The organism is Veillonellales bacterium, assembly GCA_039680175.1.
GTDB lineage: Bacteria > Bacillota > Negativicutes > JAAYSF01 > JAAYSF01 > JBDKTO01.
Window position 1 is genome coordinate 26,207 of sequence record JBDKTO010000043.1, and the last position, 16,614, is coordinate 42,820.

At 46.4% G+C, this 16,614-nt stretch carries 14 protein-coding genes, 4 tRNA genes and 2 riboswitches; of the genes, 10 read left to right on the forward strand and 8 right to left on the reverse strand.

Going from position 1 to position 16,614, the window contains the following annotated elements; all coding sequences use genetic code 11:
- Positions 1 to 85, reverse strand: a riboswitch (cyclic di-GMP riboswitch).
- A gap of 62 nt (positions 86 to 147) precedes the next feature.
- From ABFC84_06725 to ABFC84_06735, 3 genes are all read right to left on the reverse strand, one after another.
- Complete coding sequence (locus ABFC84_06725; GenBank protein ID MEN6412448.1) at positions 148 to 1,419, reverse strand: Nramp family divalent metal transporter; 1,272 nt, start codon at positions 1,417 to 1,419, stop codon at positions 148 to 150.
- Positions 1,420 to 1,422: 3 nt separating this feature from the next.
- A complete protein-coding gene (locus ABFC84_06730; protein ID MEN6412449.1) occupies positions 1,423 to 2,712 on the reverse strand; it encodes a CBS domain-containing protein in 1,290 nt (429 codons plus the stop codon).
- A gap of 222 nt (positions 2,713 to 2,934) precedes the next feature.
- Positions 2,935 to 3,109: riboswitch (M-box (ykoK) riboswitch) on the reverse strand.
- Positions 3,110 to 3,227: 118 nt separating this feature from the next.
- Positions 3,228 to 3,401: a hypothetical protein gene (locus ABFC84_06735; protein MEN6412450.1), complete on the reverse strand. Its 174-nt coding sequence runs from the start codon at positions 3,399 to 3,401 to the stop codon at positions 3,228 to 3,230.
- 456 nt (positions 3,402 to 3,857) lie between these two features.
- Here ABFC84_06735 and ABFC84_06740 point away from each other — a divergent pair, with 456 nt between their 5' ends.
- The gene (locus ABFC84_06740; GenBank protein ID MEN6412451.1) at positions 3,858 to 4,070 is read left to right on the forward strand and encodes a hypothetical protein; all 213 of its coding nucleotides are present in this window, start codon (positions 3,858 to 3,860) and stop codon (positions 4,068 to 4,070) included.
- Between the two features lie 17 nt (positions 4,071 to 4,087).
- Here ABFC84_06740 and ABFC84_06745 read toward each other — a convergent pair whose 3' ends face one another.
- From ABFC84_06745 to ABFC84_06765, 5 genes are all read right to left on the reverse strand, one after another.
- Entirely contained in the window at positions 4,088 to 4,252 is a 165-nt protein-coding gene (locus ABFC84_06745) for a hypothetical protein (protein MEN6412452.1), read from the reverse strand.
- 47 nt (positions 4,253 to 4,299) lie between these two features.
- Positions 4,300 to 4,384: transfer RNA gene (locus tag ABFC84_06750), tRNA-Leu, on the reverse strand.
- A 12-nt stretch (positions 4,385 to 4,396) separates the two neighbouring features.
- A tRNA-Lys gene (locus tag ABFC84_06755) sits at positions 4,397 to 4,472 on the reverse strand.
- An 8-nt stretch (positions 4,473 to 4,480) separates the two neighbouring features.
- A tRNA-Gln gene (locus tag ABFC84_06760) sits at positions 4,481 to 4,556 on the reverse strand.
- 29 nt (positions 4,557 to 4,585) lie between these two features.
- Positions 4,586 to 4,661, reverse strand: a tRNA-His gene (locus tag ABFC84_06765).
- Positions 4,662 to 4,975: 314 nt separating this feature from the next.
- On the opposite strand from ABFC84_06765, the gene ABFC84_06770 reads away from it, so the two are divergent.
- The 9 genes from ABFC84_06770 (at position 4,976) to ABFC84_06810 (ending at position 16,562) form a co-directional block, all read left to right on the forward strand.
- Positions 4,976 to 5,434 (forward strand): MarR family transcriptional regulator, encoded by a 459-nt coding sequence (locus tag ABFC84_06770; GenBank protein ID MEN6412453.1) that lies wholly within the window; start codon positions 4,976 to 4,978, stop codon positions 5,432 to 5,434.
- Between the two features lie 167 nt (positions 5,435 to 5,601).
- Positions 5,602 to 6,663, forward strand: coding sequence for an HlyD family secretion protein (locus tag ABFC84_06775; GenBank protein MEN6412454.1), 1,062 nt, complete (start codon positions 5,602 to 5,604; stop codon positions 6,661 to 6,663).
- A 20-nt stretch (positions 6,664 to 6,683) separates the two neighbouring features.
- A complete protein-coding gene (locus ABFC84_06780) occupies positions 6,684 to 8,225 on the forward strand; it encodes a DHA2 family efflux MFS transporter permease subunit (GenBank protein ID MEN6412455.1) in 1,542 nt (513 codons plus the stop codon).
- A 275-nt stretch (positions 8,226 to 8,500) separates the two neighbouring features.
- The gene (locus tag ABFC84_06785; GenBank protein ID MEN6412456.1) at positions 8,501 to 8,959 is read left to right on the forward strand and encodes a MarR family transcriptional regulator; all 459 of its coding nucleotides are present in this window, start codon (positions 8,501 to 8,503) and stop codon (positions 8,957 to 8,959) included.
- 290 nt (positions 8,960 to 9,249) lie between these two features.
- Positions 9,250 to 9,732 carry a Fur family transcriptional regulator gene (locus ABFC84_06790; protein MEN6412457.1) on the forward strand — a complete coding sequence of 161 codons (483 nt, stop codon included), beginning with the start codon at positions 9,250 to 9,252 and terminating at the stop codon, positions 9,730 to 9,732.
- Positions 9,733 to 10,330: 598 nt separating this feature from the next.
- Entirely contained in the window at positions 10,331 to 11,449 is a 1,119-nt protein-coding gene (locus ABFC84_06795; GenBank protein MEN6412458.1) for an efflux RND transporter periplasmic adaptor subunit, read from the forward strand.
- The gene (locus tag ABFC84_06800) at positions 11,446 to 14,535 is read left to right on the forward strand and encodes an efflux RND transporter permease subunit (GenBank protein MEN6412459.1); all 3,090 of its coding nucleotides are present in this window, start codon (positions 11,446 to 11,448) and stop codon (positions 14,533 to 14,535) included. The genes ABFC84_06795 and ABFC84_06800 overlap by 4 nt, the downstream gene beginning before the upstream one ends.
- 112 nt (positions 14,536 to 14,647) lie before the next feature.
- Positions 14,648 to 15,091: a universal stress protein gene (locus ABFC84_06805; protein ID MEN6412460.1), complete on the forward strand. Its 444-nt coding sequence runs from the start codon at positions 14,648 to 14,650 to the stop codon at positions 15,089 to 15,091.
- Between the two features lie 175 nt (positions 15,092 to 15,266).
- The gene (locus ABFC84_06810; GenBank protein MEN6412461.1) at positions 15,267 to 16,562 is read left to right on the forward strand and encodes a TolC family protein; all 1,296 of its coding nucleotides are present in this window, start codon (positions 15,267 to 15,269) and stop codon (positions 16,560 to 16,562) included.
- Positions 16,563 to 16,614 lie beyond the last annotated feature (52 nt).

Consider the following 16,614-nt stretch of genomic DNA (forward strand, 5'->3'; position numbering starts at 1 on the left):
CTTTGCAACCTGGCTATCATAGGCTTTCCGCCTCAGACCCATGGCTTTGCGTCCCTGCCTTTCGACAGGTTTGCCAACTGATCCCATTATGTAATATTTATACTGTAAATATGTAATTTGTCAAACCGATGATTTTATAGCTGTCGGCTACGCCAGTAATCCCATTAACTGATTCATGAAATCCGGAAACAGAGTTGATAACACTAACAGTATTGTTAGAACAATCAGCAATATTGTGAAGGACCAGGAAACCACATTATACCAAGGCGAGTTGGCATATCGGCCCATAATAGTCTTATTACTGGCAATCAAGACCATAAAAATCAGTATAGGCGGCAGCAGCACCCCGTTGACGACCTGAGATGTCAGCATAACATTATAGAGAGACAAATCCGGCCATAAAACCAATCCGGCTCCCACGATAATCAGCAAGGTATACAGGCCAAAAAACACCGGCGCTTCTTTAGACGTTTTGCTAACACCATGCTCAAACCCAAAGGCTTCGCAAACCGCGTAAGCCGTACTCAACGGCAGAATAAAGGCCGCCAGCATGGATGCCCCGAGAAGCCCGAAAGAAAACAGCATACTGGCATACTTGCCGGCCAGCGGTTCCAGTGCAAAGGCCGCATCCTTCGCCGTTTCAATGGAAATACCGTTGGAATACAGCGTTGCCGCCGTTGCCACAATGATGAAAAAAGCAATCAGCCAAGTAAAAAAGGCACCCATCATCACGTCCCAAAAGGTGAACCGATAGTCTTTCGCCGTAATTCCCTTATCCACCACCGACGCCTGAACATAAAACTGACCCCAGGGTGTGATTGTGGTTCCAATCACACCGATTGCCATCATCAAAAACTCTGCATCGCCGGAAAAAGTCGGGGTTACCGATGCGGTTAAAACTTGTTCCCAGGGAGGATTAACAATAATGCCGGATATTACATAACTCAAAAAAGTTGCACATAGCGCCAAAAAAATTTTTTCGATCCGGGAATAATCAGCTTTTAGCACCAGCCACCAAATCACCAGCGACATGATAGGTACGGAAATATATTTGCTTACGCCGAAAATTTCAAAACTGGTCGCGATCCCGGAAAACTCGGAAGCTGTCGTACCAATATTAGCGATTAATAACACACTCATAGCAAAAAAAGTCCATTTTACACCAAACAGTTCGCGAATCAAATCCGACAATCCCTGCCCGGTAACCGCCCCCGTCCGGGCCGAAATTTCCTGAGCAATGGCCAGACAAACACTGCTGACAAACATGGTAAAGAGCAAAGCATAGCCATATTTTGCCCCGGCAGCGGCATAGGTGGCAATGCCGCCTGCATCATTATCGGCAAAAGCCGTCACAATGCCCGGACCCATGACAGCCAAAAACAGCCCGAGACGGTTGCGCATATTCTTGAGCATAGTCATATGCTACCGCCCCCTTCCGGCCATCTTGCTGAGGGCAAACCATGAATACGTATCCAGCTTACCGCGTTCCGGCAGCATAATATCCAAGACATCATCAACCGTAACGATACCCAGCATCGCATTTTCCTCATCCACAACCGGAACAGCCAAAAGTCCGTATTTATTGATAACATCGGCAACCCTGTGGTAGTCGTCCTGAGCCTGTACCACCGCTACTTTCATATGCATCAATTCCTGCAGCATACTTTGGGGCGCAGCCACAATCAATTCCCGCAAAGATAATACTCCCTGCAATTCTTTTCCTTCTTCGCCCACATACAAGTAGTAAATGGTCTCCGCCTCCGGCGCCAATTTTCGCAGTTGATTAATTGCCTCTTCGGCTGTAATATGAGGCGAGAGCAAGATAAATTCCGTCGTCATTAAAGCTCCGGCCGTACCTTCTTCATACTGCATTAATTCCCGGACATCATCAGCGTCGTCGGCTTCCATCAGCTTCAGCAAACCCTCCGATTTTTTTGCTGACAATTCGCCCAGAATATCGGCAGCCTCATCCGGCGGCATTTCCTCCAGGAAGTCAGATGCCCGCTGTTCATCCATTTGCTCAATGATTTCAACTTGTGTATCCAATTCCATTTCTGCCAGAGCATCAATGGCCTGCTGATCATCCAAATTCTCAATAAAGTCCGCACGTCGCTTGTAATCCATTTCCTCCAGCAAATCGGCAACATCAGCCGGGTGAAGTTCATTTAACTGCTGCCGCTCCCGATTCAACTGCAGATTGGAATTCCAGCTTTCCAGCGGTTTAATATACTGCCAGCCAAGCAGATTCTGCTTATAGCTTTTAAACAAAAATTCCAGGCCAAGCCGCCGGAACAACCCTCTTACGCCAATATCCACCGCCACTAATACCATGCGCTGACGTTTATCCTGAGCAATCCAAGATAAGGTGATATCATTGACCCGAACCATGCGGGAACCTTTTAAATCAATAATTTGCTTATCCAGCAGCCATTTACTGATATAAATGTCACTTTCCCGCAATGGAACAGTCCTCTCGACAAAGAACTGTCCGGACAACTGAACTTTCTGCCTATCGCACTGTCCAACCTGCTCAATGGGGATCAATTCATGGATTTTTTTTGCATATTTAACGCCAACTACCTGAGGATAAGCGCCATCCCAATTGACTGCCATATCCTTTACCTTGCCAATACGCTGCCCCATAGTATCATAAATCGGCTTTCCCAGAAGCTGGCTGAAATAAAATTCGCCTAAAACCTTTACCCCATTCACCACTACTCCTCCTTATTATCCCGGAATCCGTCTGCTGCTAACAGCCATGCCGACCATCCCGGAAATATATTCACACTGCATAAACTGCCCTCAGGACCGGAATCCATCAAACCACCTCCCATTTTATACCGGTATCTTTCCCGGAATTTTCATCTAAAATTTACAGACACAACAAAAAGGCCTTCTATTCTTCACAGAAGGTCTTTGCATGCCGCATACTGTTCGGACCTCCCACTCGTTGAGCTTTGGCACTGCATAACGTAGAGTATGGAACCGTCCCTCAGCCACCTTAAGTAAAACCTTAATCCGGTAATACCTGTTCTACCCATTGGCGTCTTTCGACGTTTCCGGGCAGTGGCCTGTGTTCACGCAGGAGCCTCACCTAACAGAGATGTATTGATTTCTTTTTATTATATGCCACCAAACCTGATTTAGTCAATAAATCCTGAATTTCTTAACAAAAATTTTACTCTAGCTGACCTTTCAATGTTCTCCGCCAAGAATGGCGCCAACAATTACACCGGCAAAGAAACTGTCAAATCCTTCGTCACCATTGTCATGATGCCAATGATACCAATCTCTCCATTCATGCGCATGTCTTTCCTGCCAATCCCGATCACCATCATGTTCGTGCCATTCCCGATCATGCCCCCTCCATTCCCGGTCATGATCTCTCCATTGTTTATCATGATTCTCCCCCCATCGTTGATCATGATCAGCCCAATGCGGACCATGTTCCGGGGGCGCAAACTGAGGATCGCGATGTGGATAAGCATATACTCCTGAAGCCCCTATCCCACTAAATAGAAATGCTGCTAACACTAGAGTACCCAGTGCCTTTTTCATGTTAAATCCCCCCTCTATTTCTTGTTTTTATTGTAATTGGTAAATGTGACAAATTTATGACGAAAATCTCCTGAATAAATAAAAGCTCTTCCCCCCGATATCTCGATAGAAGATTACATTAATTCCGAAATTCTAGGCATTACTATGGGACGAATTCTTTAAATAAAGGGATATTTTACCCGCACAAACAGGCAAAAGTTCAAAAAACAATTAGGAACTCTTCCCGCGCGTTTTACGTAAAATATACTAAAACGGAAAGGAGAATATTATTATGTGGCGTAATTATGTTATAGGCTATAATGGACCTGGCGGCTACTGCAATTGTTACAAATACCAAGGTGGCGCTACTTGCCATTGTTACGGTGGAGGAGGCTATGGTTACCATCCTTGGTACCATCCCTGGTACCATCCCTGGTATGGTTACGGTTGGCATCAACCGCACTGGTATGGCTATGGATGGCAACCGCATAGCCCCAGACCTCGTCGTCCCGGATATATGTATTAGTTATTAAATAAATCTGACGCCGCCTTAGGCAATAAAGATACTTTGCGGGGAGACAGCTGGTTTGCGCCGTCTCTTATTCTGAAAGCCGTCCCGTCCGGCCCAAGACAGTGTCAGCGGCCGGATCACGGGGCACAACAGTTCCCATAATTCAAGCGAAACCAGCTGCGGCGCAGCAAGCTCCCTATTCATGCAAAAAAGCCTCCAAGGATAAAATCCCTGGAAGCCTTATATTACAATGGTGCGGGAGACAGGAATTGAACCTGCACGCCTTGCGGCGCTAGATCCTAAGTCTAGTGCGTCTGCCAGTTCCGCCACTCCCGCAATATAAACAAATGGTGACCCACGTTGGATTCGAACCAACGACACCCTGATTAAAAGTCAGGTGCTCTACCAACTGAGCTAGTAGGTCATAATTAATGGCTGGGGCGGCTGGATTCGAACCAACGCATGCAGGAGTCAAAGTCCTGTGCCTTACCGACTTGGCTACGCCCCAACATAAAAATAAATATGCAATTGAAAATTTGGGGTGACTGGAGGGTCTCGAACCCTCGAATACCGGAGCCACAATCCGGCGTGTTAACCGCTTCACCACAGCCACCATATGTTTTCTTGCCTGCGACACAAATTATTGTATCATAGCCTTAGTTTTATGTCAAGCATTGAAACACACAACAAATAGTAGAATATTACTTTTGACCGGTTAATAAAAAGCCGGCTATATGAATTAAATCTGTGAGTAGAAACCGAAAAACTTCTCAAATAGGATGAATGATCTATTATGAGAGGTTTTGATATATCTGAAAGCAATACTGTACAAAAGACAAGAATATACTTGTATTTATAGTTTACCTGGTATACAATATATTTATAAAGAAAAACTGCACCATTTATCAGCTAAAAAGGAGTTTTAGAATGGGTAACCAGAGCGAGAGTGTAATTGAAATCATGACGCGCATTATTAATAAAGCATCCTCTCTCATGACAGAACCGCGTCATTTTGGGAGCGAAGCTGTGCTGTATGCCTCCGAAATTCACATGCTGGATGTCATCGGCAGAAACCCTGGAATTAACGTAACAGAAATCGCCGATAAGCTTGGCATTACAAAAGGAGCCGTCCCGAAAATAATTCGCAAACTCATGGAGAAAGAGCTAATTTGCCGCTACCAAATAAAAGACAATAAAAAAATGGTCCTGTTTAACCTTACCGACAAAGGGCGTATTGCTTATCAATGTCATATAGGGTGGCACCAAAAATTTGACAATGGCATTATCAAAAAACTCGATTCCCTGGATGAGTCCAACCTTCTTTTTTTACATGCCATTATGACTGATATTGAACAATATATCGATAAAATAAAAAATGCACCATAACCATAACAATAGCACCAAAGTGTTTACTTAGTAAACACTTTGGTATTTCTTAACCTCAGGTAAAATTAACCTGCTGCTATTGCGGCTATACCATTGTTTATTTTCCCTTTAAAGTTTACCAGGTAAACTTTATGAATCTTACATTGAATATGAGGAGTGATAAAAATATGTCGGAAACAAAACAAACGAAACGCAAATTCATTATTGCTGCAGGGATTTTCTTTTTACTTGTCGGTCTTGCCGGCGGCGGATGGTGGTGGTATCAATCCACAAGAATGGTAAGTACCGACGACGCCAGAGTCAGCGGTACTATTGTCAGCATCAGTCCCAAAATTTCCGGCCGCATCGCTGAAGTTTTGGTAAAAGAAGGCGATACGGTAAAAGCCGGCCAAGTGCTTGCCAAAATCGATGTACGGGATGCCGCTGTGCAAAAAAACCAGGCCGAGGCAGCACTGGTCGCAGCTAAAGCTAAGTCTGATGCCATAGTAGCCGGTTCTCGCCCGCAGGAAATTGCACAAGCCCGCGCCGGGGTCGACCAGGCATCGGCCAGTGCAGCTCAGGCCTTGGCCAGTTTACAAAATTCGGAAAAATACTATCAGCGTATGAGTAAACTCTATGAGGACGGAGCCATCAGCGCCACGCAAAGAGATAATGCCGAAACTGCGTATTTAGTGGCTAAACAGGCTTGGAACGCCTCCCAGGATGCTACCAACGGCGCCGGACAAAAATTGGATTTGCTTGCTACCGGTTCCCGCGAAGAAGACATCCGCGCTGCAGCAGCTCAGGTAAAGCAGGCCGAAGCGATTTTAGAAGCGGCCAACCTCACTAATGAATATACCGAAATTATCTCCCCCGTAGATGGCGTAATTGCGCAGAAAAATGTTAACGCCGGCGAAGTAGTTTCAGCCGGACAAAATTTGTTTTCCGTCGTCAACAGCAATGACCTGTGGTTGAATGCCCGCATTGAGGAAACCAAAATTGGCAAAATCAAATTGAATCAAACCGCAGACTATACGATCGACGGCTATCCGGGGCGTACTTTTACCGGTAAAGTTTATGAGATCGGCATTGCCACCAATTCAACCTTTGCCCTGATCCCTACGGAAAATACCTCTGGCAATTTTACTAAAGTTACCCAGCGTATCCCGATAAAGGTTACGTTACCGGAAACCAGCGGTATTGTTTTTCGTCCCGGCATGCAGGCCTTGATTGATATTCATCTGCAATAGCCGAATCGAGGAGGAAAATGATGATTATACCGCGGCTGACAATAAAAAAAGAAATTTACAAGTGGGTGGCTCTCGGCGTTACACTGATCGGTGGCTTTATGAGTACTCTGGATACAAGCATTATCAATGTTGCCGTACCTAAAATGATGGCGGCTTTCGCCGTGGGTACCGAAGACGCGCAATGGATTTTGACTGCTTACATGCTGACTATGGGCATTCTCCAGCCTGCCAGCGGTTACTTATGCAATTCATTCGGTACTCGCCGAATGTATTTACTGAGTATATTTGTTTTCACCGTTGGATCTCTACTTTGCAGTCTGGCCTGGAGTAATGACAGTATGATTGCATTCCGGATAATTCAGGCACTCGGCGGCGGGTTAATTCTTCCTATCAGCATGTCCATTGTCCTTCAGGAGTTTTCTTCCGCCGAACGCAATCTGGCCATGGGGATCTGGGGCATTTGCGTGGCCGTCGCCCCGGCAATCGGCCCGACACTGGGCGGGTACCTGATTGACGAATGGAGCTGGCACTATATTTTTACCATTAATGTTCCCATTGGCCTGCTTGGTTATTTACTGGCCGACCTGACTCTAAAAGAAAGCCCGACCAGACCTGATACAAAATTTGATTTTTGCGGCTTTATTTTTTGTGCAACCGGCCTGTTTTGCCTGCTGCTGGCATTAAGTAAAGGAGTGGATAAAGGCTGGGATTCTTTCTATATTATTAGTCTTTTATATACGGCTTTTGCCACATTGACGCTCTTTGTGCTTATCGAACTGAACAGGGATGATCCCATGCTGGACTTATCTCTGTTACGCGACTGGAACTTTGTCTTAGGCAATGTTTTTAGTTTCATTAATTACACGATCTTATTAGGCAGTTTATTTCTAATCCCCCTCTTTTCCCAAAACATTCTCGGCTATACCGCTTACGAGACAGGCCTGCTGTTGCTGCCTGCAGGTCTTATCAGTGGAGCACTCATGCCGGCAGCCGCCAAAATCGCCGATAAAATCGGGACAAAACCGATTGTCATCGTTGCCTCCTTGTTTGCCATAGGCGGGACATTTCCCCTGATGTTTCTTGATCTTGACACCAGCCCCGGTTATGTCCTTTTTATCCAACTATTTCGCGGCATCTTTGTCGGCTCCTCGATTATCACGGTCACTGTTCTCAGTATGAGCCGAGTTCCCCGGGATAAAATCAGTCAGGCTTCGGCAATCAATAATACCGTGCGGCAGGTCAGCGGTTCTTTTGGATTGGCTGTCTTATCGACGGTTCTGCAAAACCGCCAGATCTATCATCTGGATCATATTGCTTCCCATATCAATATCGCCTCAAAATCAACCCAGGATCTAATAACCTACGGAAAACATCTCTTTATGCAGCAGGGCAGTACGGAAGCCCTCGCTCATCAGCAGTCCTTAGCGTTAATTAACGGACTGGTCAAAAAGCAAACGACAATCTTTTCCTTTGATGATGCCTTCTGGGTCTTAGGTATATTTGCCGTATTATGTTTATTGGTATCTTTCCTGTTAAGACCCGTTCCGGTAGCTAAAAAATAAAACTTTTTAGCCCCGCTTATTTTTATTGACAACTATATCAAATAGCACACCTCTACTATTACATATTCACTGCATTTGTGAGATGGTACCAACTATGTATAGTCCCAAAGCATAATCCCTCGTTACTTTTCAGAAACCGTCATTTGCCCCTCCATCTTCTCGTCGCTCCTTTACATTCTTTGTAGAAGCATCGCTTGACAAATCGTTAACCTGGTGTACAATATGATCATCGAGGATCAAACATGATATTTTACTAACGACATGAGGTTAAAACAATGACGGAACAAAGAAAAGCAATGCTGGAATCTATTTTCAGATTGTCAAGGAAATTGTTTGAGGCAATGAAACAGCCAAATAAGTTTGGCACAGACAGACTCTTATACTCATCAGAAATTCATACCCTCGAAATGATTGGCAAACATCCAGGCATAACCGTGACCGAACTGGCAGACCGACAGGGTATTTCCAAAAGCGCCCTGCCAAAGCTTATCCATAAACTCATCGAAAAAGATCTGGTCTACCGTTATCAGGAAACCGGCAATAAAAAGAATATTTTTTTGGAATTGACGGACAAAGGCCGGCTTGCCGTTCAACATCACTTCAAATTTCACGAAACCTTTGACAGCGGCATTATGAAAAAAATTAACTCATTAACGCCTGAAGAATATTTGTTTCTCAGCGATATCCTGCAGGATTTGGAGCAGTATATCGACCACATGGAGCAGCAGGAATAAAAAAAATCGCTTTATAGTTTACCCTGTAGCCATATTAACTAACGAGATGTTTAGCAACAAATGCCGGCGAAATAAGCCTTCACCACCGGCATTCTTATTATTCTCCACCATCGTTCACCTGGTTAACTTTTTTAGAAAAATAAACTGTTTCGCATTAAAAGCCCTTCCTATCCGGCTTCCCCAACGACTTATTATCGAAGCCAAGCATGCACTTCACTATGCTCTGATGCCGAACGACAATATTCATTTCCTCTTAGCCAAAACCAATCTGGAGAAAGGAATATTTACTAGTGAGTACTTCTGAATTACGGGAAAAACTTGATGGAAAATATAAATTAACCCGTCAGAGAGAGATTATTTTTCATACTCTCAACAATTATGCAGGCCACCATCTTAGTGCCGAGGATATCTATAAAATTGTCCATGAGCAATATCCAAAAATCGGCCTGGCTACTGTCTACCGGACCCTGGAATTGTTCAGTACCCTGGCGGTTGTGCAAAAGCTTGATTGGGGCGATGGATGCCAGCGTTATGAACTGTACCCACTCCACCATCATCACCTGATTTGCAATGCCTGCGGCAAGGTTATTGAAATCAAAGGAAGCCTGGCGGATACATTGGATACCGCTATGGATGCTATGACGGATTTTTCAGTTCTGGATTATCGTCTGTATATATATGGATACTGTAAGGATTGTCAAGCCAAAGGAAACCACTCGGGTCTTCCCGAATCCCCTGATCAGAATACGACGTCACGCAGCAATGTTGTCTGATTGGCTCTTGCCCGTTCATTTTTCATTGCCTGTAGTAAAATCAATCGTTCACCTGGTGTACATTATGGCCACAAATAATCTACCCTGACATTTTATTAAGAATACGAAACTATCCATCGAGGTAACTTCCCTATAATAGCTAAAAATGTGATACTTCAGCAACAAGGATATCCTTGGCGATAGCGTTGCGACCGATATCCTTATCTTTCTAATTATAGTTTACCTGGTTAACGTTATTGCAAATCTCTGCCGCTTCAACCAGGCTTCTCTGTCAATGACTTATCTCTATTTTATTGCCGATCAATTGAGGGTGTTTAGTTGCTTTTTGCTATGTTTGCCTGCAATCAATCTTATTCTACTTACTTTTCTAAAGGAGGAAGCTTCCTGTGCCACAGCATGAACCCCTGCGTCAGCAAATCTTAACGATAGCCCTGACGGCTTTTAATCAGTATGGAACGAACGGAATGCTTCTCGTTCCCTTTCGTCGATCCCCCCTCTCGCTAGCTGAGTTATTGGACATGCTGTTGTTTGGCATCGCCCGGCGCGCACCGTAAATTTCTTCTGGAAAAACAGATTGTATACGATAAGGAGTGTTTCTATGTTCAACATGCGACTGAAGCTCAGCCGAAAAAAACGCTACTATGCCCTGGCCGCCTTAGCGGTAGGCTGCCTACTGGCCGGGATCATGGCAAAAACACATTTCGCAAAAGCACCTATAAAACCGGAAAGCCTTCCCGTGGTCCGCACCCAGCTCATTCAGGCAGCTAATACCGGACAGGGTTACACCTATGCGGGGGAAGTGCGCGGCCGCTATGAAAGCCAGCTGGCTTTCCAGGTCACCGGCAAAATCATCAAACGCAATGTGCAGCTAGGCAGTATAGTCAATGCCGGCGATGTGCTGATGCAGATGGATGCAAAAGACATTCAGCAGACGGTAAACAGTAATTCTGCCCAGGTATATTCCGCCCAATCACAACTTAGACTGGCGGAAAGCAATTTGAGCCGCTACCGGCAATTACTGGACAGCGGTGCGATCAGCCATGCTCAGTATGACCAGTACGTCAATGCCTATGATGCCGCGGCAGCAGCGGTGCAGCAGGCGGCAGCCCAATATACGCAGGGCGCCAATCAGCTGGATTACACTTTATTGACAGCCGATCAGTCAGGAGTTGTGTCGGCGATCACCGCTGAGGCCGGTCAGGTTGTCAGCGCCGGCCAGACGGTTGTTACCGTTGTCCAGGACGGAGAACGGGAAATCGAAATCAATGTACCCGAAAACCGGTTGGAAGAATTAAAAACCGCCGGACGGTTCCAGGTTACTTTCTGGGCCTTGCCTAACGTGACACTGAACGGCAAAGTGCGAGAAATCGCTCCCATGGCCGATCCGACGACGCGTACCTTCAAAGTACGCATCAGCTTACTCAATCCGCCGCCCTCTGTCAAGTTGGGTATGACGGCTACCGTTTCCCTAGCCGTTGGCGCTGACCAACCTGCATTTTCTATTCCACTGTCTGCACTCTATCAGACTGGTGATACGCCCGCGGTCTGGATTGTGAGCGACAATATCCTGACACTGCGCCCCATCCAAACCGGCTCTTTCGGTAATGGCACGATCCAAGTGCTGGCCGGACTGCAGACCGGTGACCGAATTGTCAGTGCCGGCGTTCATAAATTGGAAGAAGGGCAGAGGGTAAAAATAGCCGGTGATACCCTGTGAGCCATTTTAACCTTACCGCCTGGTCATTAAAGCACAAGCAATTCATTTATTTCTTTGTCGCCCTCTTCTTTGTGGCCGGTCTTTTCTCTTACAAGAACGTGGGACGCATGGAAGACCCGGATTTTGCCATTAAGCAAATGATTGTCAGCGTTTCCTGGTCAGGAGCCACCGCCAGCCAGATGGAAGAGCAGGTTACGGATAAAATTGAAAAGAAACTGCAGGACCTGCCTGGACTTGACTATTTAAAAAGTTACTCTACACCGGGACATACGGTGATTTACGTCAATCTCAAAGATCAGGTACCCGCCAAGGAGCTTCGGCCCAGATGGGTGGAAGCCCGCAATATGGTGAATGATATCAAAGGAACCTTCCCGGAAGGCGTTTCGGAACCTACCTTCAATGACCGGTTCGATGAAGTATACGGCGTAATCTATACGCTGACCGGTGATGGGTTTACCTACGAGGAAATGCGGGAAAAAGCCGAAAAAATCCGCCGCATTCTCTTAAGCGTTCCCAGCGTGAGCAAAGTCCAGCTCCTGGGGGTGCAAACCGAAAAAATCTACATTGAAATCGAAAATAGCAAACTGGCCCGTTTAGGTCTTGATCCGTCCGTAATTACCGCCGCTTTAAAGGAACAAAATGCCATGGCCGCCGCCGGTATGCTGGAAACGGCATCAGACAATGCCTACTTACGAATTACCGGGATGTTTGAAAATATGGAAGACATCCGCGCTACGCCCATTCAGGCTGGTAGCCGCACCTTCCGTCTGGGAGATATAGCCAGAGTGACTCGCGCCTACGCCGAACCATCCGACCCGAAAATGTTCTATAACGGTCAGCCGGCCATCGGCATTTCGCTGGCGATGGAACCCGGCGGCAACATTCTGACACTGGGTAAAAATCTTGATAGCACGCTCTCCCAAATAAAACAAGAACTGCCGGCCGGGCTGGAAATCAATCAAACTGTCAACCAGCCGAAAGTTGTGGAATCCTCCATCGGCGAATTTGTGGAATCCCTGGTCGAAGCGATCGTCATCGTCTTAATCGTAAGCTTTGCCAGTCTGGGTATGCGGTCCGGCGTGGTCGTGGCCCTAACCATTCCTTTGGTCATTGCCATTACCTTTACCTTAATGTACCTGACAGGTATCGCTCTGCAGAGCATATCGCTGGGGGCTCTCATCATTGCGCTAGGCTTGTTGGTCGATGATGCCATCATCGCCACTGAAATGATGAGCGTCAAGCTGGAGCAAGGCTGGAGCCGCTTTGACGCTGCTTGTTTTTCCTATACCTCTACCGCCTATCCCCGTTTGACCGGGGCGTTAATAACCTGCGCGGGCTTCATTCCCATCGGTTTCTCCAAAGGGCTTGCCGCCGAGTTTTGCGTCGATCTCTTTTGGGTTATATTCTTCGCCCTCATTGCTTCCTGGCTGATTGCCGGAGCAGTTACGCCTTTGCTCGGTTACCAGTTTATTAAAATAAAACCCGCCCAGCAAACAGCCGATGAAAGCAATGCGCACCATGACCTTTATGACACCCCGTTTTATCGGCGATTTAAACGCTTGTTACTGTGGTGCATGCGTCACCGCAAAACCGTACTAACAGCTACTGCCGCCGTATTTATCGGCTCTATCTTTCTCCTGGGATTGGTCAAACAGGAATTCTTTCCTGCTTCCAGCCGTCCGGAGCTCGTCATCCAGCTCAAATTACAGGAAGGAGCTTCCCAGACCAGCACCGAGGAAGTGGCCCGCCAGTTTGCTAAAGAATTGGACGGCGACCCGAATATTTCCTATTACACCTATCATGTAGGTGAAGGAGCTCCCCGCTTTGTGCTCAGTTTTGAACCAACTTTCAATAAATCGAATTTCGCTGAATTCATTGTAGTGGCCAAGAATGTTCAAGCCCGTAATGCGCTGGCCCAAAAAGCCGAACAATTATTAAACACTGAATTTACAAATGTTCGGGGGCATATAAAGTTATTATTCACCGGAACGGGACCCGATTATCCGGTGATGCTGCGGGTAAAAGGCCCTGACCATGAAAAAGTTCGTGAAATCGCTGAACAAGTTCGCGCCGTCATGGCCGCCCATCCGGCTACACAAAACGTAAATCTCAACTGGAATGAGAAAAGCAAAGTGATGCACTTGGAGATTGACCAGGCAAAAGCAAAAGCCCTCGGACTCAGTTCCCATGAATTGGCCGCATCGCTCCAAACCCAGTTGTCTGGAGCACCGATTACCGAATTTCGTGAGCATGATAAAACCGTCAGCATGGTTCTCCGGTTTGCGGAAGCGGACCGTACTAACCCGGAACGGATAAAAGACCTCAACATCCATATCGGCAACGGCAGATATGTCCCGCTTGACCAAATCGCCACCATCCGTTATGACGCCGAAGAAGGCTTAATTTACCGGCGCGACCTGCTACCCATGATTATGGTACAGGCGGAACTGAATCCCACGTCTAAACTTACCGGCTCGGACGTGACCAAGCAAGTTTACGGCAGCCTCCAGGAATTCAGAAGTAGTCTGCCAGCCGGCTATTTCATTGAATTTGACGGTGCAACGGAACGCAGCATTAAAAGCAGCAAGTTCCTGGCGGAACCCATCCCGGCCATGATGCTTATCATTATGATTCTGCTCATGACGCAGCTGCAAAGTATACCGAAAATGCTGTTAACCCTCTTAACAGCGCCGCTGGGTATTATCGGTGTATCCATCAGTCTCCTGCTCACCGGAAGTCCTATGGGATTTGTGGTCCAATTGGGAATTCTGGCCTTGTTCGGTATTATTATGCGCAATACCGTTATATTGATGGACCAGATTGAACAACATCTGGTGGCCGGTGACTCGCTATGGGACGCTATTGTGGCAGCGACGATCAGCCGCTTCCGCCCTATTATGCTAACAGCCGTAGCCGCTATCCTAGGCATGATTCCGCTGGTACCCAGTACTTTGTGGGGCTCCATGGCGATTGCCATTGCCGGCGGTTTACTGGGAGCAACCATACTGACTTTGCTGGTGCTGCCGGTTATGTATGCTGCCTGGTATAAGGCACAGCCAGCTGACGGTACAAAAAACAATGCTTGATGCCGGAAAGTCATTGTCTCAGCAGCATGAAGCAAATTGCGCAATTGCTGGAAACCAGCGAGCTTCTTGAGTTTGTTAGGTCACCGATACATTTTAATAAGGAGTTGCTATCATGGAGGTTTTGTATAAAAAAATTTTAGTTCCAGTAGACGGTTCTATCCATTCCCTCGAGGCATTGTCTCATGCAGTAGCGTTAGCCCGTTCCTTCGCTGCCGAAATCGGGATTCTTTACGTATCGGTTTTATCGCAGCAAGTTCCTTTATATGACCAAGTCAAGGGATCCAAAATCCCGCCAAACGCACTTACAGATCCCGTAAACTTTGCTAAAGCAATTCTTTCAGAAGCGATAAACCAAGTTCCAGAAGACATACTTGTTCATACACACAACGAAGTTGGCGAGCCGCGCCTTCTGATTACCGATTTTGCCGTACAAAATGGTTATGATGTCATCGTCATTGGCAGCCGGGGATTAGGAACGATTTACGGATTGCTTCTGGGAAGCGTGAGCACATACGTCGTCCAGCATTCACCTTGCCCTGTTTTGATTATCAAATAATCTTTATCTCTACTAAAGCTGCAGCAGTCTTTTCCCCATATATTTATTGATCAGCTGACAGCGGCGATGCAGCGTAATGACAGATACGCTGCATTGCCCTGTCACTGTGCTGTTATCTAAAGATCGCGGGCAAAAAAAATATAAACTTAAAATAATCCAATCGAAAGGAGAAACCGTGAAATCACCATTTATTCTCGTTAATACCGTCGTTGTGGCGGCTACCGCTTTCGTTATATTTTGCCAAACTGCCCTGGCAGCGCCGCTGGAGCTCTCACTTGATGCGAGTATTGCTCTGACGTATAAGAATAATCCGGCATTGCAAATTGTAGAAGCACGCCAAGAACAGTCAGTTTGGGTGCTGAAAGAGGCTCAAACCAATAAAAACGTATCCCTGGATTATACCCATACGGATATGCGTTCAAATTCCCCGCCCACATGGTCAACCTCCCCGGAAGCAGTCTCTCCCTATAACTATTTCAGCAACCAAATTATCGCCAGTATTCCACTCTATACCGGTGGTAAAGTAGAAAACACGATTGAACAAGCGAAACTCAGTCACAAGGTGTCTCAGCTTGAAAGTGCAGCCACCAAACAGCAACTCAAATTAGAAACGAGTGAGGGTTATTATAATGTGCTGCAGAAAAAGACCTTGTTAGAAATCGCCAAACAAACGGTAAATGATTTTAGCGCTCATCTTGATCGTGTCCGGCAAATGTACGATACCGGCGTGGCACCCTGGCATGACGTACTGCAAACCAAGGTCCGGCTGGCAAATGCGGAAAATGATTTAGTAAAAGCGCAAAACGATTATGCTTTAGCCGTCTACAGCCTAAATAAAACGATGGGCTTAGCCTTACGCAGCGAAATTACGCTGACAGAACCGCTCATCTATCAAGAATATGCTTTGGCTCTTGACGACGTTACCGCCTATGGATTGGCGCATCGTCCGGAGATGGCTCAACAGCAGGTAAATATTAAAATAGAAGAAGCACAAATCAAAATTGCCCAAAGCGGACAGCGTCCCAAGGTTATGCTGACCGGGACCATGGCCTGGGATAATGACGACTTTGCCGGCACGGCGAACAGAGATTGGACCGCAATGTTGGTAACCCAGTTCAACGTATTTGACTCCGGCAATACCAAGGCCAAAATCAGGCAGGCACAATCAGGCGAGTTGGCCGCACGAAAACAAGCCCAGCAAACGCAGGATAACATTTCCTTAGAAATCAGCGATGCTTATTTGAGTATGAAGGAAGCAGAAAAACGAATAAGTACCAACACGGTAGCTGTTGAAGAAGCCAGTGTGAATTTTGCTATTGCGCAAAGAGCTTATAGTGCCGGTGTCGGTACCAATTTAGATGTTATGGATGCCGAACTGGCACTCAACCAGGCAAAAAACAACTATACTAACTCATTATTTGACTATAACATCAGCAAGGCCCGGCTCGACAAAGCGATGGGCAGCGAATAAACCACTAAGAAGATATACTGCCATTGCATGAATAATGTGCTAAAGAACATGT